Below are 23,276 nucleotides of genomic sequence, written 5' to 3'. Positions count from 1 at the left end.
ACAGCCACACCATGAAGAACATCACCAGAAAACTGCGACTCTCGGCCACCGCGGCAGGTGTCGCCGCAGCGCTGACCCTGTCCATGGCCGCATGCTCGGATGACGAGTCGACCACCAATTCCGATGGCAGCGTCAATCTCTCGGCCGTAACGCTCAAGGTCGGTGATCAAGCCGGAATCCAGCAGGCCATCCTCGAGGCCTCCGGCGCACTCGATGGAGCCGAGTACCAGGTGGAATGGGCACAGTTCCCGGCCGCCGCACCGCTGCTCGAAGCCGAGAAGGCCGGGGCGATCGACATCGGTTACACCGGCGACGCTCCCCTGATCAACGCACTCGCGGCAGGCGCCGACGTCTCGGTCGTCTCCGCCAGTGTCAACGAAGGCGCCAACGGCCTGGCGCTCATCGTCCCCGAGGATTCGTCCATTCAGTCTGTTGCCGACCTGAAGGGCAAGACCGTTTCGCCCACGACCCAGGGCAGCATCGGACACTACGAACTCCTGTCGGCGCTCAAGGAAGCGGGATTGACCGCGGACGACGTGACGGTCAGCTTCCTCGATCCGGTCAACGCGGCGGCCGCACTCAAGTCCGGCTCCATCGACGCCTGGGCCACCTGGGACCCCTACACCGCTGCGGTCGAGATCGACGACAACGCGCGCGTCATCCGCGACGCCGAAGGGATTTCATCCAAACTCGGCCTCCTCAGTGCGAACAACGAGTCGCTCGCCGACCCCGCCACCAAGGCCGCGATGGAAGACTTCATCGGCCGCTTCAACACGGCGTTACTGTGGGCGAACGACAACGAAGACGAGTACGTGCAGATCTACAGCAAGCTGACCAAACGGCCGGAGAACATCGCTGCGCTCGTCGCAAAGCGGTCGCAGCGTGTCCCGACGGCACTCGACGCCGAGCAGGTCGCGAAGTTGCAGACCGTCGCCGACAACTACCTGCAGTTCGGGGTCCTCAAGAACCAGGTCGTCATCGCCGACAACGTTCAGGATCTTGCTGCAGCGCCCGTCGCCACCGGCTAGAGCCTGTCCACACCCCGAGCAGCTGTTCCCGCGCCGACATTCGGCGCGGGGACAGCTGCGTTCGGGTGCGCCAGAAACCGCCAGATCGAGCGCACCACCGAATTGATGGTCCGAATGCCCCGGCCGAACGGTCCCCCACCGCCGGAGGGACGTTGACACCCCAATGAGACGGATCTAAACTTTCGTCTCAAGAGGTGTGGTGTTCTGCACCGTCGACGAAAGGCCGTCAATGACCGATGTGCACGAGCCCGAGTTGGCTGCCGAGAAGTTCGCCAAGGCCACGCCCGAGGTGAACCCACTCGGCCCCGACTCCGTGACCTGGAAGTTCTTCGGCGGTTGGCACGGCATGCTCATCGGCCTGTGGTCCGGGTCGATGCAGAACATGCATCCGAAACTCGGTGCCGCGGTCTGGGAGCACTCCGACTTCTTCGGCGAGCGTTGGCAACGCCTGAACCGGTCGCTGTATCCGATCATCGGCGTCGTGTTCGACGGCACCACCGACACCGGTCACGAGGTCCGCGACTACCACCGTGAGATCAAGGGCACGATGCCCGATGGCAGCCGGTATCACGCACTCGATCCCGACGTCTTCTATTGGGCGCATGCCACGTTCTGGTACGGCAACATCAGGTGCGCGGAAGTGTTCGGCCCGCCGATCACCGAAGCCGAGAAACGAGCGTTGTTCGAAGAATCACGCACCTGGTACGCGATGTACGGCGTCAGCACCCGCCCCTGCCCCGACACCTACGAGGAGTTCCTCGAGTATTGGGATCACATGTGCCGCAACGTCCTCGAGGACCATCCCGCGGTGCGCACCGTCCTCGACATCTCCCAGCTCCCGCCGCCACCGTGGATGTCTGCGATGCCACTGCCGATCTGGAAGCTGATGGTCCGGCCGACGGAACGTTTCTTCACCTGGCTGACCACCGGGCTCTACCACCCGGCGGTGCGCGAGATGATGGGCTTCACGTGGTCCGACAAGGATGAGAAACGGTTCCGGCTTTTCGGCAAGGGTGTCAACGCCTTCATGCACGCCCTGCCGGAGCGCTACCGTCGGCATCCGCGTTGTCGAGACGCGTGGGATCGGTTGTCGGGCAGGGTCCCGGCCGCCGCCCCTCTGCTCGAAACACCGCTACGCAACCTGCCACCGGAGGCCGTACGCGACAAGCCGATGCATTATTGCCCGGTGACCGCCGCCCGTCGGGCCCAACTCCCCTGGCAATCCGACGACACCGGAGAATGTCCGGTCGCGCACTGAGACCCGTTGGCATCAAAGTCTTTGATGCCAACAGGTTTGGGGATCAGTACCGCTCGGGCTCCGGGCCCAGAGCGAAGCTGCGACCAGTGACCTGTCCGGGGGTGATCTCGACGTACTCGTACTTCAACGTCGCGATCCACGGCGTCAGCGGCAGCTTGTCGGCTTCGAGGATCTCACCCGACGACACCAGGTTCCGGGCGGTTCCCCGGATGATCACACTCCATGCCCAACCGTCGGCGGGCGAGGACGCGTCGACCTCGAACAGAACCGACGAATTGATGGTCAATTTCAGGAGTTTGCTTCCCGGTGCGGTGCGAAAGTAGATCCGACCTTCGCTCGCAACATAGTTGACGGGAAAGATGTCGATCTCGTCGTCGACAGAGACGACAACCCGTCCCAGTTCGATCTCTGCCAACTTCTCCCAGCACTCGTCGACGGCCATCTCTTGGACCGGACCACCCAACAACATCGACTCATCTCCTCGCCTACCACCCGACCGGTCGGCACTGTGCCAACCGCTTCGATCTCGCCGCCGGGCCAATCGTCCGCCCGGCCACCGAACGTGGTCACCTCTGTAGCGTCGCATGTCGAGGCCTCTACCACTAGGGGAGAAATGCCCTACCATGGCCCGAAGCATCCTGACCACCTGAAGTCTGGGGAGGGCGCAGAGAGCCACGCACCCCTCCTCACCTGCGGAGGACATATGACAGTCACCACCACGGAAGCGCCCCTGACGCTGCAGAAGGTGTCACTGACCAGTGAGGCAGCACGAATCGGAGCGACCGCCTGGCAGGCGGTCTGCGGCGGGGCCCGGTTCGCCGCGCGCGCCGTCGGATCCGAAGATCTGGCCGCGGCCGGAGCCGGGGAGACGCGCAACACATTCGCCGCGCTCGGACCCACGTACGTCAAGCTCGGGCAGCTGATCGCATCGAGCCCCGGGGTGTTTCCGCGGGTGTTGTCCGATGAGTTCCGCACGCTGCTCGACCGGGTTCCACCGGCCGACCCGGATCAGGTTCGCCGACTGCTCACCGACCAGCTCGGCCGGGATCCGGATGAGGTGTTTGCGCAATTCGATCCCGAACCGATCGCGTCGGCGTCAATCTCGCAGGTACACAACGCGGTTCTGGCCACCGGCGAGCACGTGGTGGTGAAGATCCAGCGGCCCGGGATCAAAGCGCGATTGGCAGCCGATCTGCAGATCCTGCAGCGGGCCGCGGCCGTGGTCGAGTTCTCGCCGTACGGCCGCATGCTCAGTGCCAAGGCCGTGATCGAGGACTTCACCGCAAACCTCAACTCCGAACTCGACTTCCGGACCGAGGCCGCCGCGATGGAGGAATGGACCGACGCCATCTCCGGGTCGCGTTTCGCCGATCAGGTCCGGGTGCCGAAGGTCTTCTGGGACTACACCACCGAACGTGTGATCACGCTCGAGTTCGTCGACGCCATCCGTATCGACAACGCCAAGGCGATCCGTGAAGCGGGCCACGACGGCACCAAGATCGTCAAGACGTTGTTGCTCTCCCTGCTCGAATCCGCCTTCACCGATGGCATTTTTCACGGCGATCTGCACGCCGGGAATGTGTTGGTGGATCCCCAGGGACGAATTGTCCTCTTGGACTGGGGAATCGTCGGCCGCTTCGACGACCGGTCCCGGCTGATCGTGCGAGAACTGCTCGGCAATCTGATGCGCAGCAACTACGAAGCGGCCGGGCAGGCACTGGCCGCGCTCGGAACGTTCGGCAAACCGGGTTCGGTGCGCGAGACCGCAAAAGATCTGCGGCGGGTCACCGCACCCATCGGTGGCACCAATCTCGGTGACATGTCATATGCCGACCTGGGCAGGCAACTCGCCAACCTCGCCAAGACCTACGACGCCCGATTGCCTCGCGAGCTGGTCCTCGTCGGCAAGCAACTGCTCTACGTCGAGCGGTATATGAAGCTGTTGGCGCCCAGCTGGAAAGCCATGTCCGACCCCCAGGTCGTCGGCTACACCGCCGGGCTCCTCAAAGACTCTGCCCGCACCCGATGATGGTGGCTTTTGGCGGGCTTCACCTGGGGGTTTGCTCTCCAAAAGCCACCACTATCGGGTGATGCGGTAGCGGACGAAAGCCGGAATCGCCAGCGCGGCAATCCCTGTTCCGACAACAACGAGGACACCGCCGCCTGCGGTGGCGGCCGCGGTTCCCACCGAGACGGCCGCAGCACCGTGCAGGACATCGGCGATCCGGGGGCCTCCGGCGACCACCACGGTGAACACGCCCTGCAAACGACCACGCATCTCATCGCTCGCGGCTGCCAACAGGATCGCCTGCCGAAACGCCGACGACGCCATGTCGGCCGCACCACCGATCATGAGCAACCCGACCACGATCGGCAGCATCGGTAGCGCGGTGTGGTTGGCGAATCCGACACAGACCCCGACCCCGATGATGGCCACACCCCAGATGATCACGCAGACGATGACGGCAAGGCCCTGCCTACGCACCCGCGACACCCATCCGGAAAAGATGCCGCCTGCCAGCGCGCCGAGCGCAATTGCGGAGAACAGCAGGGCAAATGCGACGCCGCCGCCTTCAGGTCCACCGAAACTCTCGTGTGCCATCTGCGGGAACAGCGCCCGGGGCATCCCGAAGATCATGGCGATCAGGTCGACCACGAACGACGCCATCAGGACCGGTTGGCCACGCAGGAACACAAATCCCTCGATGATCGAGCGCACGCCGGCCGACGTCGGTTTCCGATCACCTCCACCCGGCCGCAACGACGGCAACTTGATGACGGCCCACAGCGTGGCGAACAGGAATACGGTGTCGACCAAATACAGCAGCGAGTAGCCGAGCACCGGTATCAGCGCGCCACCGACCAGCGGTCCGGCAATAGCACCGGCCTGCATCACCGTCATGTTCAGCGAAGCCGCCGCCGGCAGTTCGGCATTCGACACCAGCTTCGGGAGAATCGCTGTGCGAGTTGGCTGATTGACGGCGAAGAACGCTTGCTGCAATGCGAAGAGCGTGAGGATGACCCACACGTTGCCGAACCCCATGGCGGACTGCACGTAGAAGAACGCACTGGTACCGATCAACCCACAGGTGGTGATGATCAACAGAATTCGACGATCTATGGCGTCTGCCAGCGCGCCGCCCCACAACCCGAAGATCACCAGCGGTACCAACCCGAAAACGCCGGTCAACCCGACGTACGCCGAGTTGCCGGTGAGTTGGTAGATCTGGGCCGGAACCGCCACCACCGTCAGTTGCGCACCGATGACGGTGACGATGTTCGCCCACCACAGGCGACGAAAGTGTGGGTGCTTGAGCGGGGTGGTGTCGGCCAGGAACCGGCGGGTCACCTGCGGTGAACCGGAAGGTGGTCAAACATCTACGGCTGCAACCTCGTGACGTTCCACCGGCCGTCGACCAGCGACGCGCGTACCCGGTTGTGCAACCGGTTCGCGCGTCCTTGCCAGAACTCGACCTCGACGGGGGCGATCACATAGCCGCCCCAATGCGGCGGCACCGGAACCGGCTGCTCGCCGTCGAACCTTGCCTCGATGGCGGCAGCCTTGTCCTCCAACGCTTCCCGCGAGTCGATCGGCGCGGACTGCTGCGACGCAAAGGCGGACAGCTGCGAACCACGCGGCCGTTTGGACCAGTAGTCCGCTGTGTGGTCGGCCGGAACCTTCGTCACCGGTCCACGGAAATGGACCTGGCGTTCCATCGCGATCCAGGGAAACGTCACGGCGCCATACGGCACGCCGACGAGGTGCCGCCCCTTGTCGGATTCGTAACTGGTGAAGAACGTGACCCCGTCGGCGTCCACCCCTTTGCAGAGCACCGTGCGGGTCGACGGGTGACCGGCGGCATCAACCGTCCCGAGCACCATGGCGTTCGGTTCCGGGATCCTCGCATCGACGGCCTCGCGCAGCCATTTCCCGAACAGCTCCAGCCACGGCGGATCGCCTGCGAGCCAGAGCGGATCGAGGTTGTCCTTGACCCCGTCGGCACCGGCAGCGTCATCCCCGGATCCGGGCCGCCCGACACCTCCGGAAGCCGCATAGGCCATCCGCATGTTGGCCAAGTCGATCGGTTTGCGTTCCACGGCCGATAACGCTACTCCCGGGTCGTCCGGAATGCCTCGGGCACTACAGTCCTAATCAGTACGCATACAGGGCAATGGCAAGGGAGCTCGAGCGATGGCAGTCAACGTTGAAATACCCGAAGGATTCGTCGAAGGTCTCGAGGGTGTCACCGCATTCACCACCGAGATCGCAGAACCCGACAAGAACGGCGGCAACCTCCGGTACCGCGGCGTCGACATCGAAGACCTCGTAGAGAACAACGTCACGTTCTCCGACGTCTGGGCACTGCTCGTAGACGGACGTTTCGGTGACGGACTGCCGCCTGCCGAGCCGTTCCCACTGCCCATCCACACCGGTGACGTCCGCGTGGACGTGCAGGCAGGCCTGGCCATGCTCGCACCGATCTGGGGCTATCAACCACTCCTCGACATCGATGACCAGACCGCCCGCGACAACCTGGCCCGCGCTTCGGTGATGGCCCTGTCCTACGTTGCGCAGTCGGCCCGCGGCATCCACCAACCCGCCGTCCCGCAGAAGATCATCGACGAATGTGACACCGTCACTGCACGATTCATGACCCGCTGGAAGGGCGATCCCGACCCCGCGCACATCCGTGCGATCGATGCCTACTGGGTCAGCGCCGCCGAACACGGCATGAACGCCTCCACCTTCACCGCCCGTGTCATCGCCTCCACCGGCGCCGACGTCGCGGCCGCCCTCTCCGGCGCCATCGGCGCGATGTCGGGGCCGCTCCACGGCGGCGCACCTGCCCGCGTGCTGCCGATGATCGAAGAAGTCGACCGGACCGGCGACGCCCGCGGCCTGGTCAAGGGCATCCTCGACCGCAAAGAAAAGCTGATGGGATTCGGTCACCGGGTGTACCGCGCCGAAGACCCCCGGGCCCGGGTGTTGCGCCGCACCGCAAAAGAACTCAACGCCCCGCGATACGAGGTCGCCGCGGCACTGGAACAGGCTGCGCTCACCGAACTCCGCGAACGACGCCCAGACCGGGCGATCGAGACCAACGTCGAGTTCTGGGCGGCGGTCATCCTCGACTTCGCCGAAGTCCCGACCCACATGATGCCTGCGATGTTCACCTGCGGGCGGACCGCCGGTTGGTGCGCGCACATCATGGAGCAGAAGCGTCTGGGCAAGCTGGTCCGGCCTGCCGCGCTCTACGTGGGCGCCGCCCCACGTCGTCCCGAGGATGTCGACGGCTGGGACGCCATCGCACCGAAGTAGTTTTTTCGATGATGATGGCTTTCGGTGAGCAAACCCGCAGGTCGCGCTCACCAAACCCACCATCATCTCCGCTTGGGGCGGGACTCTAGACTGATCGCATGAGCGAAACGATCTCCATTCCGGCCAACCTCTTGCCCAGCGACGGCCGTTTTGGTTGTGGCCCGTCCAAGGTTCGCCCCGAGCAGCTGCAGTCGCTGGTCGACACCGGCGCATCGGTATTCGGTACCAGCCACCGCCAGGCCCCGGTCAAGAACGTCGTCGGTTCGATCCGCAGCGGACTGTCCGATCTGTTCTCGCTCCCCGACGGCTACGAGGTCGTGCTCTCCAATGGCGGCACCACCGCCTTCTGGGACGCCGCCGCATTCGGTCTGATCTCGAAGCGTGCCCTCAACCTGACCTACGGCGAATTCTCCAGCAAGTTCGCCACCGTCTCCAAAAATGCCCCGTTCCTGGAAGACCCGGTGGTCATCTCGTCCGAACCGGGCACCGCACCGAGTGTCAGCACCATCGGCGCCGACAAGTTCGACGGCGTCGACCTCGTCGGCTGGGCACACAACGAGACCTCGACCGGTGTGGCAGTGCCCGTCAGCCGCCCCGTGCTCGCCGGTGACGCCCTGATCGCCATCGACGCCACCTCCGGCGCCGGCGGTCTGCCCGTCAACGTCGCCGACACCGACGTGTACTATTTCGCACCGCAGAAGTCCTTCGCGTCAGATGGCGGACTGTGGATCGCCCTGATGAGCCCCGCCGCGCTCGACCGGATCGCCACCATCGGCGCTTCCGATCGCTGGTGCCCCGAGTTCCTGTCCCTGCCGACCGCCGTCGAGAACAGCAGCAAGAACCAGACCTACAACACCCCGGCCATCGCGTCGCTGCTGTTGCTCGCCAACCAGATCGAGTGGATGAACTCGAACGGCGGCCTCGACTGGTGCACCGCCCGGACTGCGGACAGCAGCTCACGGCTCTACGACTGGGCGGAGGCCAGCGAGTTCGCCACCCCGTTCGTGAAAGACACCGCGCACCGCAGCCAGGTCGTCGGAACCATCGATTTCAACGATGACGTCGACGCTGCAGCGGTCGCTAAGGTGTTGCGCGCCAACGGAGTGGTCGACACCGAGCCCTACCGCAAGCTCGGTCGCAACCAGCTTCGGATCGGCATGTTCCCGGCCGTCGAACCCGACGACGTGAGCCGCCTGACCCAGTGCATCGACTACGTCGTCGGCGCACTGTAGCGGCTACCCTCACTGGGCCCACCCCTGCTGAGCTGGCATTTTTATGCGTGTCATGCCCACCGTTTGGGTCTGACTGCATTACGCTGACGCCAATGCACACCGACACAGATGTTGAGGCTGGCTCCGAGTCGTGAAGGAGAAGCAGATGCGTGAGCTTCGAGTCATCGGCCTTGAGCCGGACGGCAAGAAGGTGATCTGTCAGGACACCGAGTCGGGCGAGAAGTTCCGTATCCCTGCTGATGACACCCTGCGTGCGGCTGCCCGTGGCGATCTGACCCGGCTGGGGCAGATCGAGATCGAGATGGAAAGCACCCTTCGGCCCCGCGAGATCCAGGCCCGGATCCGCGCGGGCGCCACGGTCGCCCAGGTGGCTGCGGCCGCCGGGGTGTCGATGAGTCGTGTCGAACGTTTTGCTCATCCGGTGCTGCTCGAGCGCTCCCGCGCGGCCGAACTGGCGGCGGCGGCGCACCCGTTGCGCTACGACGGGCCGGCACTGTCCACGCTCGGCGAGATTGTTGCCGCTGCCCTCGGCGCCCGCGGGCACAATCCCGAGAACACCGAATGGGACGCCTGGAAGGCCGAGGACAACCGCTGGGTCGTCCAGGTCAGCTGGCACGTCGGACGCTCTGTCAATCGCGCTCATTGGCGTTATCTGCCCGGCTCGAATTCGGGCACGGTGGAGGCAATCGACGAGGTCGCCGACGAGTTGATCGATCCGGATCTGAGCCGGCCGTTGCGTAGCGTGACAGCGCTCTCGCCCACCGTCGACGACACCGGCTCCGAAGAGACCGAACTCGCCTTCGACTACACACCGCCGAAAGCTGCTCGGGTATCGCCGATTTCGCGTTCGGCTCGCCTGACCGTGAAGTCCGACGGATCCGGCGAGGTCACCGTGGACGCCGATTCGGTCACCGGTGAGCAAACGGCCCGCCGAGCACCTCGTCCGGCCACGGTCGAGTCCCGTCCCCAGCCGACCGCCGCCCAGATCGACCCGGTTGACGAAGCCGACGATCTACCCGAGGCGATCACCGACGAGCCGACGTCGGAGGAGCAGACCGAGGTGGCGGTAGCCACCGAAAAGCCCGAAGCGCAACAGGGTCCGGTCACACCGACCGGTCCCAAAAACCCTGAGACCGGGGACAAGTCGGAACCCAACCGTAAGCGCGGGCGCGGGAATCGCAAGCCTTCGGTACCTGCCTGGGAGGATGTACTTCTCGGGGTCCGCAGCAGCGGCAACCCGTGAAGGGCGTTTAATTGTTCCGTACGTAAGACAGGTCGGCACCGACGAAAGGACTTGAGTTGGCAGCGAAAGCGTCGATGCTCTGGTTCATCAACTCAAGCGATCCGGTAGCCGAGATCAGGCAGGGCCTGCGACACGATCCCGCCGCGGCGGCCGGCCTTGCCGGCGCATTGTGCCCTGACCTCGCCGTTTTGCCCATTGGTGAGACAAACCTTTCGTCCGCCGCGACTCCGGCCGATGATCAGCTCTTCGTGGGCGTCTATGGCTCGCTTGTGGTGGTCACGAGCCCGGTACTCTCGACGACCACTCCGTCCACACTGCCCGAGGCCTGGATCACTGCGGTCCCGTCCGACGAAGTGGTTGTCCTGCACACCGAACCGGAATCGTCCCTGGGAGCCTTCGCCCGCTGGGAGGACGGCACACTACGCCGCTCGTTCTCGGCAAACCCGGTCACCATCTACGAAAACATCGGGCTGCCTTTCATATTCGAGGGCCCGTTCTGGGCCGGCGAGCATCCCCTGATGTATGCCGATGGCGCCCAACCAGATCCACAGGCTCTGCCATTCCATCCGCAGGAGTTCGCCGAACAGGCAATCCGCGAATGGCTCGGTTTTCGGTTCACCACGCCACTGGGCCCCGAGGATTCCGATCCGTCGAACATCGTCGTCTCGGGCTTCGCGATTCGACCCAAGGGGTATGTGCCGACAGAGGCCGATGTCGAGTTGGGGGTGTCCACCGACAACGGGTCCACCAGCACCGGGTCCACCAATAACGCGATGACCGACCGCGGTGACAACGACGAGTCGGGCGAGCACAAGCCGGGCCGGGTTGCCCGGTGGTTCGGGTTCGGCCCCAAGCCCTGACCTGGGCGCGAAACAACTGACTCCCGGCGCCCCCGGGATCAGATCACGCGAGGGCTCAGCGTGCCCGCTCGTAAAAGGCGAGCGCCGCTGCCGTCGCCACGTTGAGTGAGTCGGTCCCCCTCGCCATCGGAATACGTGCTCGCACATCGCCGGAGAGCATCGCCGTCTCCGACAGACCCGGACCCTCGGCCCCGACCATGAAGGCAACCCGCTCGGCGTCCACCGCTTCTGACAGCGGGAGGGCAGCACCGTCAGGCGTGAGCGAGATGATCCGGAAGTTGTTGTCGCGGAGCACATCCAGATCCGATGGCCAGCTTTCGACGTGGGCAAAGGGAACCAGCAGCACATGTCCCATCGACACCCGAACCGACCTCCGATAGAGCGGATCGGCGCAGGCGCCGCCGAAGATCACCGCGTCGACCCCCAGTCCCGCGGCGTTCCGGAAGATGCTGCCGATGTTCTCGTGATCGTTGACACCCTCGAGGACCGCCACTGTCCGGGCACCGACGAGCACATCGGCGAGCGTGAACGGCTCGGGACGGCGGGCGACGGCGAGGACGCCACGGTTCAGATGAAATCCGACCACCTCCGCCATCACGGCGGCACTGACCCGATAGAAGGGCACCCCGGCCACCGTGTCGGTACCGAGGGTGGGGGCCAACTCCCGTAGGCGCTTGTCGACGCCCAGGAACGCATGCGGCGCGAACCGGGAGGCAACCATTCGCTGGGCGACCAGCACTCCCTCGGCGATCACGAACCCTTTACCCGGCAGGCCACCGGGAAGAACAGGCAGGTCAGGACGTCGGTCTGCGGCGTTCAAATCTCGAAAATCATCGACCCGTGGATCGATCGGGTCGTCGATGTCGATCACGTCGACTGTGAGATCCGACATGATGCCGCCTGGGTGGGTATGCGATCCGGCCATCCGGCTAGTCTGCCCGACCGTCGATGTGACAGGTTGGAAGGGTGAGCAACGGTAATTTGACGCTTCGTCGAGCAATCGAATCCGACTGGCCCGACATCGCCATCGCCGATGCGCGGGCGTTCGCATTTGTCGAACCGCTCGACGACGAAGCCCTGGCGGACATCCGATCCAAGGTCACCGAAGGCGACGCCATCGTGGTCCACGACACCTCCGATCCGGAGCGTCCCGTCCTCGTGGGTGTGGCGATGTTCTTCCGGATGAAAATGTCGATTCCCGGCGGACTCCGGGTCGACCTGCCCGGATTGTCCTGGGTGTCGGTGGCAGCGACGCACCGTCGACGCGGAATCCTCCGGATGATGATCACCGAGATGTTCGAGCAGTGGGAACGCGAGCAGTCGACATTCTCGATCCTGACGGCCTCCGAAGGAACGATCTACGAACGATTCGGTTACGGGCCCGCGGCTTTCGACCACACTTTGCGTCTGGATCTGCGAAAGGCCTCACTGCGGGCTCCGGCGCCGGCGGACTCCCGGGTCCGGTTTGCCGATGCCGACCAGGTCCGCGAATCAGTTCCCGAGATCCACAACCGTTGGGTTTCGACCCGGCCCGGCGCGATCGTCCGAACGCCGGTGTGGTGGAACATGATCTTCGCCGATCGCCCCATCCTCCGTAACGGGCGCAGTGGACTCCACTACCTGGTGCACCCCGATGGTTACGCCAGCTACCGGATCCACCACGAGTCCGAAACCGTTTCCATCGCAGAGGTTTCCGAGCTCTTCACCGTCACCGACGAGGCCCACACCGAGCTATGGCGGGTCTTGTCAGGGCTCGATCTGATCCCGGCGCTCACCGCAACGACCCCGGTGGACGATCCTCTCCCCCTCAAGCTCACCGATCTGCGTGCACCGACGGTCACCGGTATCCACGACAGCATGTGGCTCCGCATACTCGATGTCGAGCAAGCTCTTTCGCTGCGCGAGTACGGTCACGACATCGACTTCGTGCTCGAGGTGGCCGATTCGTTCCGCGAATCCGGTGGGCGCTGGAATGTGTCGATCACCGACAACAAAGCCACGGTCAGTGCCACCGACGCCGAACCCACTGTCCGAATGGACATCTCGGTGCTGGGCAGTCTCTATCTCGGCGCATACCGCGCAGTCGACTTCGCTGCCGCGGAAAGACTCTGGACCGTCGACGGCGTCACCCTGCATGCGATCGATCAGGCGTTCAGCACGGACCGCAGGCCGGTTGCGGGCACGTCCTTCTGAGAACCACGTCCTTCTGAGAACGAGCGCCGCCACCGCCGGTTGCGGCGCTCAGTCGCTTTCGGTGACGATCGACTCGATGATGCCGACCGCACCGCGCAGGGTGGCCAGCTGCTGGTCGTCGAGCCGCTTGAGCTGAGCCCGCAACCATTCCTCACGTGCGTTCGCCTCGTCGACCACCAGCGCGTCCCCGGCCGATGTCAGGGTCACGATCACCTGCCGACCGTCCGTCGGATGCGGCTCACGCTTGACCATCCCCAGGTCTGCCAGGGAGGCGATCACGCGCGTCATCGACGGCGGTTGGACGCGTTCACGTGCGGCGATGGCACCCGGGGTCATAGAACCCTCGCGCTTGAGTGTGGACAGAGCCGACAGCTGCGTGAGCGACACCACGGACGATGCCCGGCGCCCACGTAAATGCCTGGTCAGCCGCACTACAGCTATCGCCAGATCACTTGGCAACTTCTCGTCATTCTGCTCCACGGTTCGAGGATAGGTGAGCATGACCGAAATGCGCGCTGAACTGCCAAGGTTCATTTGTTCACCTCACAATTGAGCGACTGTCGAAAATAATTGCAAAAACTGCACTTCGCCCATTGGGTGAGCACCGCGAATTCATGCGCGGGCGAAATCGGATTAACCTGACCCCATGCACGCAGAGATTCTTCAACTGCCCTCCCGATGGACCGCCCCCGGGCCGGTGATCGCCGTGGGAATGGCCGCGTGGCTGATCGCCACCCTCGTGGTGGCGATCTGGGACCTCGGCACCGACACCACACTCACGATCTGTCTGGTGGGCCTTGGGGTGGGTCTGTTCGGCTGCTTTGTGGTGTATCTGCAGAAGCTGGCGGTGCGCCGAGGGAGCCCGGCGGCTCAGCAGGGCCTGTCCTGAAGGTCATCCATGTCGCAGCTGCGACAAAGAGCGCCCCCAGTATCCATCCTGCGACGACATCGGTCATCCAGTGCGCTCCCAGGTACACACGGGTGACGCCGATGCTCAGCGCCAGCAACGGCGCGAACAACAGGACCCACAGGTGCGCCCGAACCCAGGGGCTGAACCGATAGATGGCAACCGCAGTCAATCCGTAGACCACGGTCGAGCTCATCGCATGACCTGACGGGAACGAATGGGTCGACAGCTCCACCAGCCGTTCGGGCATCGGGGGCCGATCACGGGAGAACAGTTCCTTCAGGGCGACCATCATCAGTGAACCCACGGCCGAGCCGAGGCCGACGAAGAGTGCGAGTCGCCACTGGCTGCGGAGAGCGAAAAAAGCGGTGACAGCGATCGCGACCAGAAACAGCGTCAGGGTGTTGCCCAACGTGGTGATCGCCTTCATCACCGTGGTCCAGGTATCTGTGCGGTGATCGACCATCCAGTCGAGGACGTACTGATCCGGACCGAACGACGTCGCCCCGTCGGTCCCGGCCACGAGGCTGCTGCTGGGCAGGTCAGCCGGGTACGACGCGGGACTTTGTATCAACATGGATCAGTCCATCCTCGTCACGCCACCACGGCACCCGGTACTCGGCACTGCTGCCCCCTCGACGCAACACGACGGTCAGGTCCGAGTGCACCCGGATGGGGCCCACCGGCAACTCACGGTTTTGCGACAGGGCCGTCTGCAAGGCCCAGGGCTGCGCATCCCAGGTCGACTCCAGCCCCGCCTCGGCAGGCCCTCCGACGAACTCCTCGGTTGCGGTCGGTATATCAAGCAGATCAGCGAGATTGGCGGCCAGGGCGTATTCGCCAGGCATCACCGATACGGTCGTGGCCGGGTCCAGCGCGGCGACCATCCACGGCGCGTCGAGTACGACCGCCTCCGGAGTCACCGAACCGGCCAGGGTGCGATATCCCGCCGGTGGTTCGAGGTCGTCGAGACGGATACGACCATCGCGCAGTGCACGCGCCAATTCGGTGTGCACCGCTGCTGCCACCGATGGCGTGATGCTCCGATCCGGATCGGACAAGTGCCACAACATCATCCGCGCCTGCTCGGTGTCCTCTACGTCGACGCTGCCGAGCGCGCCGGCCAGACCATCGGCCTGTGGGTGCTCCAGCGGATCGAGCAGACCCCGGGCGGCCTGGTCGCTCGGCGCCCGCCAACCGCCCAAGCGATTCCCGTCGATCACGGCGAAATGTCGTAGCCACCAGGCCGTGTAACCGCGGCGGTCGGCGAGTAACGGGGCGACATCCGGCGATTCGGCCAGCAGCGTGAGCGCCTCCGACCACTTGTCGGGGTCGACCAGGTCGAGATCACGGACCGCGATCAATGTTTGAGGTGCGTCGGTCAGGGTGTCCCACCACTGCGATTCGTCGGGCAGATCGTGGTCCGGGCCGGTCGGATATTCCTCCCGCGCCAAGGTGAAGTCCCAACCGACCCCGAGCGCCCGCAGCGCCGCTGCCCCGTACTCCTGCACCCATTCGGGACTGACCACGCCGAACGGTGAATCATCAACCAGCACAGCGGCCAACGGACTGTCCGGCAGCAGGAGTTCGTCCGCCGGACGGGGTTCGTCGTCGATGGTCGGCAGCTCCAGCGATCCCAGCCATCCCGGAACCGCCGAATCCGGGGCACTGCGAAGAAGACCCAGCACACTACGGACGAGCTGTTCACTGCCCGGGTCGGATTCGATCTCGGCCTGCAGCGCCGGGTCTGCGAGCATCTCCCCCACCGAGATCCGCCGGGCTCCGAGACGTTCGAGCAGGTCGTGGACCGCATCGGGATGAATGGTCGGCAGCCACGACGGGGCTGCGGTCTGCGTGTCGTCGGCGTCGGCGGATGCGTGTGGCGGCAATACCGTGCCGCGAGCACCCGGCATCGTCCGGCCATCGACCAATGGCACCGGCAGCGCACCGAGTTCGTCCACCTGCCCCTGCGCGAGCACCGACAACTCGGCGTAAAGCTCTCCCCACCACCGTGGTTCGCGCTGAACACCGGTCAGCCGAGCCGCGACCTCGGCCAGTCCGATCTCGGTGACCCCCACCGAACGCAACCGACTCAGCGCAGATCGTTCGGACAGATCCGGATGCACCAACGTGGCCACGATCTCCCCGATCAGCGCCGCGAGACCCGGGGTCAGATCGACCAACACCTCGGAGCGAGAGGGAATCAGGTCGTTCCCGTCGGCGCCGGGCAACCACCGATGCTCGCGCAGGTCGTTGATCAGCGCGGTCCGCAACCGCTCGTCCTCGTGACCGGCGGCAAAAACCGGCGGAGGAACCAACACCAGCCGATCCACCGCCGGTAGCGCAACACCGAAGTCGGTGTAACCCACTGCGAGCGTGGAGATATCGGCATCCGGATGTAATCCGCGACGATCCGCCGTCAGACGGACATCGCCGACACAGATCGCCGGTACCGTGAGTTCGACATCGGTCCGGGTCGGCGCGCGGAGCACCCCGGACGTCACCGGAACAACGTGGTCGCCTCGCAACGGGAGCAGCCATCGGGCATGTGGCGCCACGTATTCGCGCCATCGCTCGGCTCCGATGGTGACAACATCACCGTCGCGGGTCCGCGTGAAGTTCTTGTCGCCAACCGAAATCGTCTCGACGGCAGGCAGTTCCAGTAACAGTTCCACACTCTCGGTACCAAAATCGGCGAGCATGGCCACCGCGTCGACCGCGCCATCGAGTTCGAGCACCACCTCGGTGTCGAAGCCGGCAGCCGGTAGGGCGTCGATCGGCCACGCCAGCCGCAGAGTTGGCACCGGATGCCCGGCCAGGTCGGTTCCGGTCAGTTGCGCCCTGGTGCGCGTCGCCGAGAACTCGATGGATCCGGTGCGAGAACGGATCTGGACGTGGTCGGTGACGGCGGCCACCGCACTGAATCCGACCCCGAAACGCCCGACCAGACCATCACCGGTCTTGCTCGAGGACCGCAACGCGGTCAGTGCCTGCACGCCCGACCGGTCGAGCGGGGCCCCGGTGTTCGCGACGTGAAGGTCTCCACCGTCGATCCACACCGCCACCCGGCCTGCGACACCGGCTTCGGTGGCAGCATCGGCGGCGTTGGCAACGAGCTCGGTCAGCAGGCGATCGCGGTACCCGACCCCGACCAGATCGGATTCGGCGGCGGTGTCCTCACGCAGACGAGTGGGCGACGCCAACCAGGACTGCAGGATCGAATCCCGCAACCGATCAACACCAAACGGATCCGGCCCGGCCATCACCGGTACCCGCCGGCGTGCGCCATCACGCGCAGCTCAGGAATTCGCGTGGATCTCGACCGCGCCATCGTCATACGCGTCGTAAGCCGGACTGCCTGCACCCTCGGGTGCCTTCACATCCGAGTGCGCCCCACAGCCGTAGTCGGCGTGGACCACATGCCCGTCGGCAGAGTACTCATTGGCGCAGACGCCGAACGCCGCGCGCAAGGAACCCACCACGGGAAGATAGAACGCGCACGAGACGCAATTGTGCTTCGCGCTGCGGGCCATCTCGGCGGCCGGACCGTGGTCGCCGTCGACCCAACGCTGCGCGGCCTCGATACGGCCCTCGTAGCTCAACAAGCGCTTGCGGCCGAGCCCGATCGCCTCGCCTACCGCCGCTTCTTCGTCGACGAGATCAAAATCACCGTTGTCGACGTAGCCGGGCACGAGCCGCGGATCGTCGGCGGGCGTGGCGAGCAGATCACCTGGATGCAGATCGCCGGGCCGGAGCCGCTGATCCCACGGCACCCAGACCGGTGCGGTCAGTGCCGAAGACCCGGGCAGCAAAGCCACCTCGTTGATGGTGACGTCGTCACTATCGGGGCAACCGGCCAACACCACACACCACTGCCACCCGCGATACCCGGGCACGTTGGCCGCGAAGTAGTGGGTCGCCGTGTAGTCGGCCTCGATCACCGCGTCGAGGTGATCCCCGATTTCCCGTTCGTCGGCGTCGATGGCGGCCCGCGCCTGATCGACGGCCGAGGTCAGGAGCGAGGCAACCCGCTGTTTGTCGGGCTGCGCACCATCGGTCGCTGTTTCTGGCTGTTCAGTAACCGCGTTCACCCCTCTAGTGTGCCGTATCGCAACCCGCCCGGAGTGCACGAGGGTTGGTCGGCGGTCACGAGATAGGGAAGAATCAGGAAAGTGAACCGAGGAAATCCACCACCTGATCCTCGTGCGACCCCCTCGGACCGGGGCGGAGACGCGCGGGGCCATGCTGGTGCATCCGGTCACGGCCCCCGGGAGCGTCCACGCCAACAACCCACTGCACATCCGGGTTCGGCCAATTACCCGGCGGACGGCGGATCCCCGCGCGCACCGCAGGCGGGTCCCCCACCACCGGGCCCCGGCATGCGGAACCAACCACCCCAGAACCAGCCACCCCGGAACCAGCCGCCGCGGAACAACCCCCCACGACAAGATCCGTCCGGGGCATACCCGCCGCCCGGTGCACCCGGTCGCCACGACACCCGGCCGCAGACGTCGCAGAACCGGCATCTGCCCCCGCTCGACGAGACCGATTACCACAGCGACGACAACGCCCGTGCCATGCCGCGCAAACTCACCGTCACCCGGGTGGCGGCCATGCGCGGTCGCGAACTGACGTCCAAGGGCCTCGGGAAAATCCATCAGGCCGCCACGGCGGACGGTGCCGATCGATCCGGTCTGACCGCGCTCACGTACCCGACGGTCGTCAACTTCGCCGTCGATGCCGCGATGACGATCGCGCTCGCCAACACCCTGTTCTTCGCCGCGGCCAGTGCCGAATCCAAGGGCAAGGTCGGACTCTATCTCGCGCTGACCATCGCCCCGTTCGCCATCATCGCGCCACTGATCGGACCACTGCTCGACAAACTGCAGCGCGGTCGCCGGATCGCCATGGCGGGAACATTTCTCGGCCGGACCATCCTGGCGCTGCTCGTGATGGCCAACTCCGGATGGGATGCGGCCTCGAGCCAACTCACATACGACCCGTGGGTGCTCTACCCCTGTGCCCTGGGAATGTTGGTGTTGTCCAAATCCTTTGGCGTTCTCAAATCTGCGGTGACACCACGTGTCCTCCCACCGACCATCGACCTGCCAAGGGTGAATTCACGGTTGACCACCTTCGGCCTGGTCGGTGGCACCATCGTCGGCGGCGGTGTGGCCGCCTTCTTCGAGATGGCGCTCGGCAAGGTTCTGCCGCTACACATTCCGGGCGCGATGGTGTGGCTGGCGATCATCACCGTCGTCGGCGCGGTTCTGTGTATGCGAATCCCGTCGTGGGTCGAGGTCACCGAGGGTGAGGTGCCGACGACGCTGACGTACCACGGTGAGCCGGCCCGAACCCAGATGCCATCACCCGACGAAACCAAGAAGTCGCCGGTCAAGGCGCTCACGGCAACGATCCGACAACCATTGGGCCGCAATGTTCTGGTGGGACTGTGGGGCAACGGGACGATTCGCATCCTGACCGGTTTCCTGACGCTGTTCATCGCCTTCTACGCAAAGTCTCAGCAGGGTGGCGGCAGCGGCTGGGCGCAGGTCGCGATGCTCGGCGCGGTGGGTGCGGCAGCCGGTATCGGCAACTTCATCGGCAATGCCACCGGAACCCGGCTCGAGCTCCCGAATCCTCAGCGCATCGTTGTGATCGTCACCGGTTCGTGTGCCCTCGTCGCGCTGCTCGCCGCGGTCTTCGGCAACCTCATCTTTGTCATCATCGCCGCATTGGTCGCATCCGGAACGAGCGCGATCGGCAAGGTCTGCCTCGACTCGTCCATTCAGGACGATCTGCCAGACGCGTCCAGAGCATCGGCGTTCGGCCGCTCCGAGACCGTGCTGCAGATGGGCTGGGTGTTCGGGGCCTCCCTCGGCGTGTTGCTGCCGACGAATCTGTCCATCGGATTCGGTGTGGTCACCGTGCTGCTGGCCTTGGGCTTCGCCCAGACCTTTGTCACCAACCGGGGATCGACCCTGGTACCCGGTTTCGGCGGCAAGCGACCTGACATGACAATGCCGACCGGCGCAATCCACGTCGATCCCTCCGTGCGGGAGTCGTGGAACAAGAACACACGGAAAAAGGGTGCTCGCGAAGAATGAGTTTGACCGCAGGCGAAAAGAAGTTCGCCATCATCGCGGCGATAGTTGCCGTCCTGTTCGTGGCCATCGTCGGCGGCTCTGTTGCCGCTCTGACCGCAGGCCACAAGAGCGACGACGTCCCGTACGTCCAGGTTGCCTCCGGCACCGAATTGGTCCGCGTCGAACCGCTGGCCTACTGCACCATCGACCTGTCCAAATGTGAGGGCTCGGCGACGAATCCGCCAACGCGGGTTCCCGTTGCCGTCGGAGACACGCTCATGGTGTCGCTCTCCCATGAACTGGCTGTCGGACCGTGGATCCTGGTGGTGCAGTACCTGACTGCCGAAGGTTTCGACAACGGAACCGAGACCATCTACCTCAGCGATTCCAAACGCACCATCACGTTGCCATCGACCGAGGACAAGATTCTGGCCGTCGTCCAGATCACCCAGCCGTCGCAGATCGAGACCGAACCGGGAGTCTTCATCCAACGAGGTATCTGGGGAATCGACACACTCCCCGACGGCGTCGACGTGCCCGCTTCCGGGTAGGTCGGCCCCGCCGGGGGCGGAATCAGGATTCGAGTTCGCGGGCCACGGCCCGGACAACCTCTGAAATACGTTGTGAAGTCTTGCGATCGGGATAACGACCCTTGCGCAGATCGGGCTGCACCTTGCCTTCGAGCAAGGTGATCAGATCGGCGACCATGCCGTGTAGCTCGTCGGTAGTATGCCGCTTGGGCTGATCCTTGCGGGCTTCCCTGGTGTTCTTGGCGACGCTCGGCGCGGGGTCGAGAATCTTGACCGTGAGGGCCTGCGGACCGCGACGACCCGCAGCCATGCCGAACTCGACCTTCTGGCCGGGCTTGAGCGCCTCGGTTCCAGCGGGGAGCGCTGACGAACGTACATAGACGTCTTCGCCATCATCTTGCGAGAGAAAGCCGAAGCCCTTCTCCGCGTCGTACCATTTCACCTTGCCGGTAGGCACTGTGCACACCCTCATCTGTTCGCGTGACCCAAAACGAAAGCGCCCGCTGTGACAAGTGCGGTCCAGCCAGACGCGTTTGATCAGTCTAGCCCCTCGACCATGCTCCCAACACCATGGTTTTCTCCCATCGGGCAGCCGTGACAGCGAGCTCGGCCTCCGGCTTCGTCAGGCCGGTGAGCGACCTCCGCCTTCGTCTGCACATGCGGCACTGCACTACCGTTGACCACATGCGCAAAGCCGAAGGCGCCGGACTGCTACGGGTTGCGGTGGGGTTGTTCGCGATCGGGCTCATAGCCCTCATCGCGCTGTTTCTCGCCGAGCCGATCACCGGAGAAACCGCTCCCCTGTTCGTCTACCTGCTCATCATGTGCGCTCCCCTGGGATTTTTGTTCGGGCTGATTTTTGCCCTCCGATCAGGGCGCCGGGCAAAGCAGTAGTCCGACCAATCCGGCGACGACAACAGCGCCCCATTAGAGTGACGTTCGAGATGAGCCTTCACATTGACGGAGCCCTGACGCCCACCAGCGATGGTTCGGCCCTGCGGCGTGCCTACAGTTGTTTTCCGACCGGTGTGGTCGCCGTATGCCATCAGGGCGACGGTGATCCGATCGGTATCGCGGCGAGTTCCTTCGCCACGGTGTCCCTCGATCCGCCACTGGTATCGCTGTGTGTGCAGAACGAGTCGACGACGTGGCCGAAGCTGCACTCCGCGGCCGTCCTCGGCGTGTCGGTGTTCGCGCACGACCAGGACGCCGAGTGCAAGCAGTTGGCGGGCCCGGCGGCAAAGAGGTTCGACGGACTCGACCTCGAAACAACTGCCGACGGGGCGCTGTTCATCGGCGGCGCGGTCGCGCAACTCGCGTGCGAGATCTACAACGAGATCCCGGCAGGCGATCACAGCCTCGTCCTCCTCAAGGTGCTGGCATTGCGCGCCGACACCGATCACGAGCCGCTGGTCTTCCACGCCAGTACCTTCCGCGCATTGCAGGCACGCCCCTGACGGTTCACGGTCCGACTTTGCGTCGTGAACGTCTGTGTTCACCACGCGAGAGCAGCAAACCGTAGGCTGGACACTGTGACAGTCACCGCACTCGGTATGCCGACCGGTCCCAACGCCCGACCGGTGACCGACACCGTCATGCCAACTTCCGGACCGATGATCGACACCTTCGGGCGGGCAGTGCGCGACCTGCGGGTGTCGGTGACCGACCGCTGCAACCTCCGGTGCACGTACTGCATGCCGGCCGAGGGCCTCGATTGGCTCGACAGAGCCGACGTCCTGACCGCCGACGAGATCATCCGGCTCGTCGGTGTCGCAGTCCGCGACCTGGGCATCCGCGCGGTTCGATTCACCGGTGGTGAACCGTTGCTACGCAAGGATCTGACCGAGATCATCAGCGCGGTAGCAGCTCTCGATCCACGCCCCGAGATCGCACTGACCACCAACGGCCTGAGTCTGGCCCGCAGCGCGGAAACCCTCGCCGCGGCCGGACTCGATCGGGTCAACGTCTCCCTCGACACCGTCGACGCGGCACGTTTCGCCTCGATCACCCGCCGAGACCGCCTTCCCGACGTCCTCGCGGGCCTGGCCGCAGCGGGCGCTGCCGGTCTACGGCCGGTCAAGGTGAACGCCGTCCTCGATCCCGACACCGGCCTCGCCGATGCCGCCGACCTCCTGCGGTTCTGCCTGGCCGAGGGATACGAGTTGCGCATCATCGAGCAGATGCCGCTGGACGCCGAGCATCACTGGTCGCGCACAAAGATGGTCACCGCCGATCAGATACTCGACACCTTGCAGGCCGAGTTCGATCTGCAGCCGGACACCGCCCCCAGAGGGGCCGCACCGGCGCAGCGGTGGCTTGTCGGAGGCCACCACACCCCGGACGGCAAACCGGCCCGGGTCGGCATCATCGCCTCGGTGACACGTCCGTTCTGCGGTGACTGCGACCGGACTCGCCTGACGGCCGACGGACAGCTCCGCAACTGTCTGTTCGCCACTTCGGAGACCGACATCCGAGGTTTACTGAGATCAACTGAGAATTCAGATCAGGACATTGCCCTGCGGTGGCGAGAAGCCACCTGGGGCAAGTTGCCAGGCCACGGAGTCAACGACCCAGGCTTCCTGCAGCCCTCTCGACCCATGTCGGCGATCGGTGGCTGAC

The 23,276-nt window shown here is 64.9% G+C and carries 23 protein-coding genes; 14 read left to right on the top strand and 9 right to left on the bottom strand.

Annotated features, from left to right (window positions below):
• Positions 1-11: 11 nt before the first annotated feature.
• Both AC1D75_RS22725 and AC1D75_RS22720 read left to right on the top strand, forming a co-directional pair.
• Positions 12-1,028, top strand: coding sequence for an ABC transporter substrate-binding protein (locus tag AC1D75_RS22725; protein WP_495517573.1), 1,017 nt, complete (start codon positions 12-14; stop codon positions 1,026-1,028).
• A gap of 229 nt (positions 1,029-1,257) precedes the next feature.
• Positions 1,258-2,286 carry an oxygenase MpaB family protein gene (locus AC1D75_RS22720; protein WP_495517572.1) on the top strand — a complete coding sequence of 343 codons (1,029 nt, stop codon included), beginning with the start codon at positions 1,258-1,260 and terminating at the stop codon, positions 2,284-2,286.
• A 43-nt stretch (positions 2,287-2,329) separates the two neighbouring features.
• Here AC1D75_RS22720 and AC1D75_RS22715 read toward each other — a convergent pair whose 3' ends face one another.
• Positions 2,330-2,755 carry a pyridoxamine 5'-phosphate oxidase family protein gene (locus AC1D75_RS22715; RefSeq protein WP_495517571.1) on the bottom strand — a complete coding sequence of 142 codons (426 nt, stop codon included), beginning with the start codon at positions 2,753-2,755 and terminating at the stop codon, positions 2,330-2,332.
• A 234-nt stretch (positions 2,756-2,989) separates the two neighbouring features.
• On the opposite strand from AC1D75_RS22715, the gene AC1D75_RS22710 reads away from it, so the two are divergent.
• The gene (locus AC1D75_RS22710) at positions 2,990-4,315 is read left to right on the top strand and encodes an ABC1 kinase family protein (protein WP_495517570.1); all 1,326 of its coding nucleotides are present in this window, start codon (positions 2,990-2,992) and stop codon (positions 4,313-4,315) included.
• Between the two features lie 51 nt (positions 4,316-4,366).
• On the opposite strand, the gene AC1D75_RS22705 is transcribed toward AC1D75_RS22710, so the two are convergent.
• Complete coding sequence (locus AC1D75_RS22705) at positions 4,367-5,635, bottom strand: MFS transporter (protein WP_495517569.1); 1,269 nt, start codon at positions 5,633-5,635, stop codon at positions 4,367-4,369.
• A 29-nt stretch (positions 5,636-5,664) separates the two neighbouring features.
• Positions 5,665-6,384 (bottom strand): pyridoxamine 5'-phosphate oxidase, encoded by a 720-nt coding sequence (gene pdxH, locus AC1D75_RS22700; RefSeq protein WP_495517568.1) that lies wholly within the window; start codon positions 6,382-6,384, stop codon positions 5,665-5,667.
• 94 nt (positions 6,385-6,478) lie between these two features.
• Here pdxH and AC1D75_RS22695 point away from each other — a divergent pair, with 94 nt between their 5' ends.
• The 4 genes from AC1D75_RS22695 (at position 6,479) to AC1D75_RS22680 (ending at position 10,941) form a co-directional block, all read left to right on the top strand.
• Entirely contained in the window at positions 6,479-7,606 is a 1,128-nt protein-coding gene (locus tag AC1D75_RS22695) for a citrate synthase 2 (protein ID WP_495517567.1), read from the top strand.
• Positions 7,607-7,704: 98 nt separating this feature from the next.
• The gene (serC, locus tag AC1D75_RS22690) at positions 7,705-8,838 is read left to right on the top strand and encodes a phosphoserine transaminase (RefSeq protein WP_495517566.1); all 1,134 of its coding nucleotides are present in this window, start codon (positions 7,705-7,707) and stop codon (positions 8,836-8,838) included.
• A gap of 145 nt (positions 8,839-8,983) precedes the next feature.
• Positions 8,984-10,081, top strand: coding sequence for a septation protein SepH (gene sepH / locus AC1D75_RS22685; protein WP_495517565.1), 1,098 nt, complete (start codon positions 8,984-8,986; stop codon positions 10,079-10,081).
• A gap of 56 nt (positions 10,082-10,137) precedes the next feature.
• A complete protein-coding gene (locus tag AC1D75_RS22680) occupies positions 10,138-10,941 on the top strand; it encodes a DUF6928 family protein (protein WP_495517564.1) in 804 nt (267 codons plus the stop codon).
• 55 nt (positions 10,942-10,996) lie between these two features.
• On the opposite strand, the gene AC1D75_RS22675 is transcribed toward AC1D75_RS22680, so the two are convergent.
• Positions 10,997-11,833, bottom strand: coding sequence for a TrmH family RNA methyltransferase (locus AC1D75_RS22675; RefSeq protein ID WP_495517688.1), 837 nt, complete (start codon positions 11,831-11,833; stop codon positions 10,997-10,999).
• A gap of 74 nt (positions 11,834-11,907) precedes the next feature.
• On the opposite strand from AC1D75_RS22675, the gene AC1D75_RS22670 reads away from it, so the two are divergent.
• Entirely contained in the window at positions 11,908-13,134 is a 1,227-nt protein-coding gene (locus AC1D75_RS22670; protein ID WP_495517563.1) for a GNAT family N-acetyltransferase, read from the top strand.
• Positions 13,135-13,182: 48 nt separating this feature from the next.
• Here the strand turns inward: AC1D75_RS22670 and AC1D75_RS22665 are convergent, their stop codons facing one another.
• Positions 13,183-13,635: an Rv0880 family HTH-type transcriptional regulator gene (locus AC1D75_RS22665; protein ID WP_482141407.1), complete on the bottom strand. Its 453-nt coding sequence runs from the start codon at positions 13,633-13,635 to the stop codon at positions 13,183-13,185.
• 145 nt (positions 13,636-13,780) lie between these two features.
• Here AC1D75_RS22665 and AC1D75_RS22660 point away from each other — a divergent pair, with 145 nt between their 5' ends.
• Entirely contained in the window at positions 13,781-14,023 is a 243-nt protein-coding gene (locus AC1D75_RS22660; RefSeq protein ID WP_495517562.1) for a DUF2530 domain-containing protein, read from the top strand.
• Here AC1D75_RS22660 and AC1D75_RS22655 read toward each other — a convergent pair.
• Genes AC1D75_RS22655 through AC1D75_RS22645 form a run of 3 tightly spaced genes read right to left on the bottom strand, consistent with a single transcriptional unit; the run spans position 13,911 to position 18,132 of the window.
• Complete coding sequence (locus tag AC1D75_RS22655; protein ID WP_495517561.1) at positions 13,911-14,618, bottom strand: phosphatase PAP2 family protein; 708 nt, start codon at positions 14,616-14,618, stop codon at positions 13,911-13,913. The genes AC1D75_RS22660 and AC1D75_RS22655 overlap by 113 nt on opposite strands.
• Positions 14,584-17,304 carry a sacsin N-terminal ATP-binding-like domain-containing protein gene (locus AC1D75_RS22650; RefSeq protein ID WP_495517560.1) on the bottom strand — a complete coding sequence of 907 codons (2,721 nt, stop codon included), beginning with the start codon at positions 17,302-17,304 and terminating at the stop codon, positions 14,584-14,586. Before AC1D75_RS22650 ends, AC1D75_RS22655 begins: the two co-directional genes overlap by 35 nt.
• A gap of 36 nt (positions 17,305-17,340) precedes the next feature.
• Positions 17,341-18,132, bottom strand: coding sequence for a DUF3027 domain-containing protein (locus tag AC1D75_RS22645; protein WP_495517559.1), 792 nt, complete (start codon positions 18,130-18,132; stop codon positions 17,341-17,343).
• Between the two features lie 288 nt (positions 18,133-18,420).
• Between AC1D75_RS22645 and AC1D75_RS22640 the strand changes: the two genes are divergently transcribed.
• Both AC1D75_RS22640 and AC1D75_RS22635 read left to right on the top strand, forming a co-directional pair.
• Positions 18,421-20,148, top strand: coding sequence for an MFS transporter (locus AC1D75_RS22640; RefSeq protein WP_495517558.1), 1,728 nt, complete (start codon positions 18,421-18,423; stop codon positions 20,146-20,148).
• The gene (locus AC1D75_RS22635; RefSeq protein WP_495517557.1) at positions 20,145-20,678 is read left to right on the top strand and encodes a DUF2771 family protein; all 534 of its coding nucleotides are present in this window, start codon (positions 20,145-20,147) and stop codon (positions 20,676-20,678) included. Before AC1D75_RS22640 ends, AC1D75_RS22635 begins: the two co-directional genes overlap by 4 nt.
• Positions 20,679-20,700: 22 nt before the next feature.
• Here the strand turns inward: AC1D75_RS22635 and AC1D75_RS22630 are convergent, their stop codons facing one another.
• Entirely contained in the window at positions 20,701-21,114 is a 414-nt protein-coding gene (locus AC1D75_RS22630) for a cold-shock protein (RefSeq protein ID WP_495517556.1), read from the bottom strand.
• Positions 21,115-21,341: 227 nt separating this feature from the next.
• Here AC1D75_RS22630 and AC1D75_RS22625 point away from each other — a divergent pair, with 227 nt between their 5' ends.
• The 3 genes from AC1D75_RS22625 (at position 21,342) to moaA (ending at position 23,275) form a co-directional block, all read left to right on the top strand.
• Positions 21,342-21,551 (top strand): hypothetical protein, encoded by a 210-nt coding sequence (locus AC1D75_RS22625; RefSeq protein ID WP_495517555.1) that lies wholly within the window; start codon positions 21,342-21,344, stop codon positions 21,549-21,551.
• Positions 21,552-21,601: 50 nt separating this feature from the next.
• Positions 21,602-22,114 (top strand): flavin reductase family protein, encoded by a 513-nt coding sequence (locus AC1D75_RS22620; protein ID WP_495517554.1) that lies wholly within the window; start codon positions 21,602-21,604, stop codon positions 22,112-22,114.
• A gap of 96 nt (positions 22,115-22,210) precedes the next feature.
• Positions 22,211-23,275: a GTP 3',8-cyclase MoaA gene (gene moaA, locus AC1D75_RS22615; protein WP_495517687.1), complete on the top strand. Its 1,065-nt coding sequence runs from the start codon at positions 22,211-22,213 to the stop codon at positions 23,273-23,275.
• Position 23,276 lies beyond the last annotated feature (1 nt).

Source organism: Williamsia sp. Y712, assembly GCF_059445525.1.
Note: the sequence above shows the minus strand (reverse complement) of the source record. Positions and strands in the feature narration are given on the sequence as shown.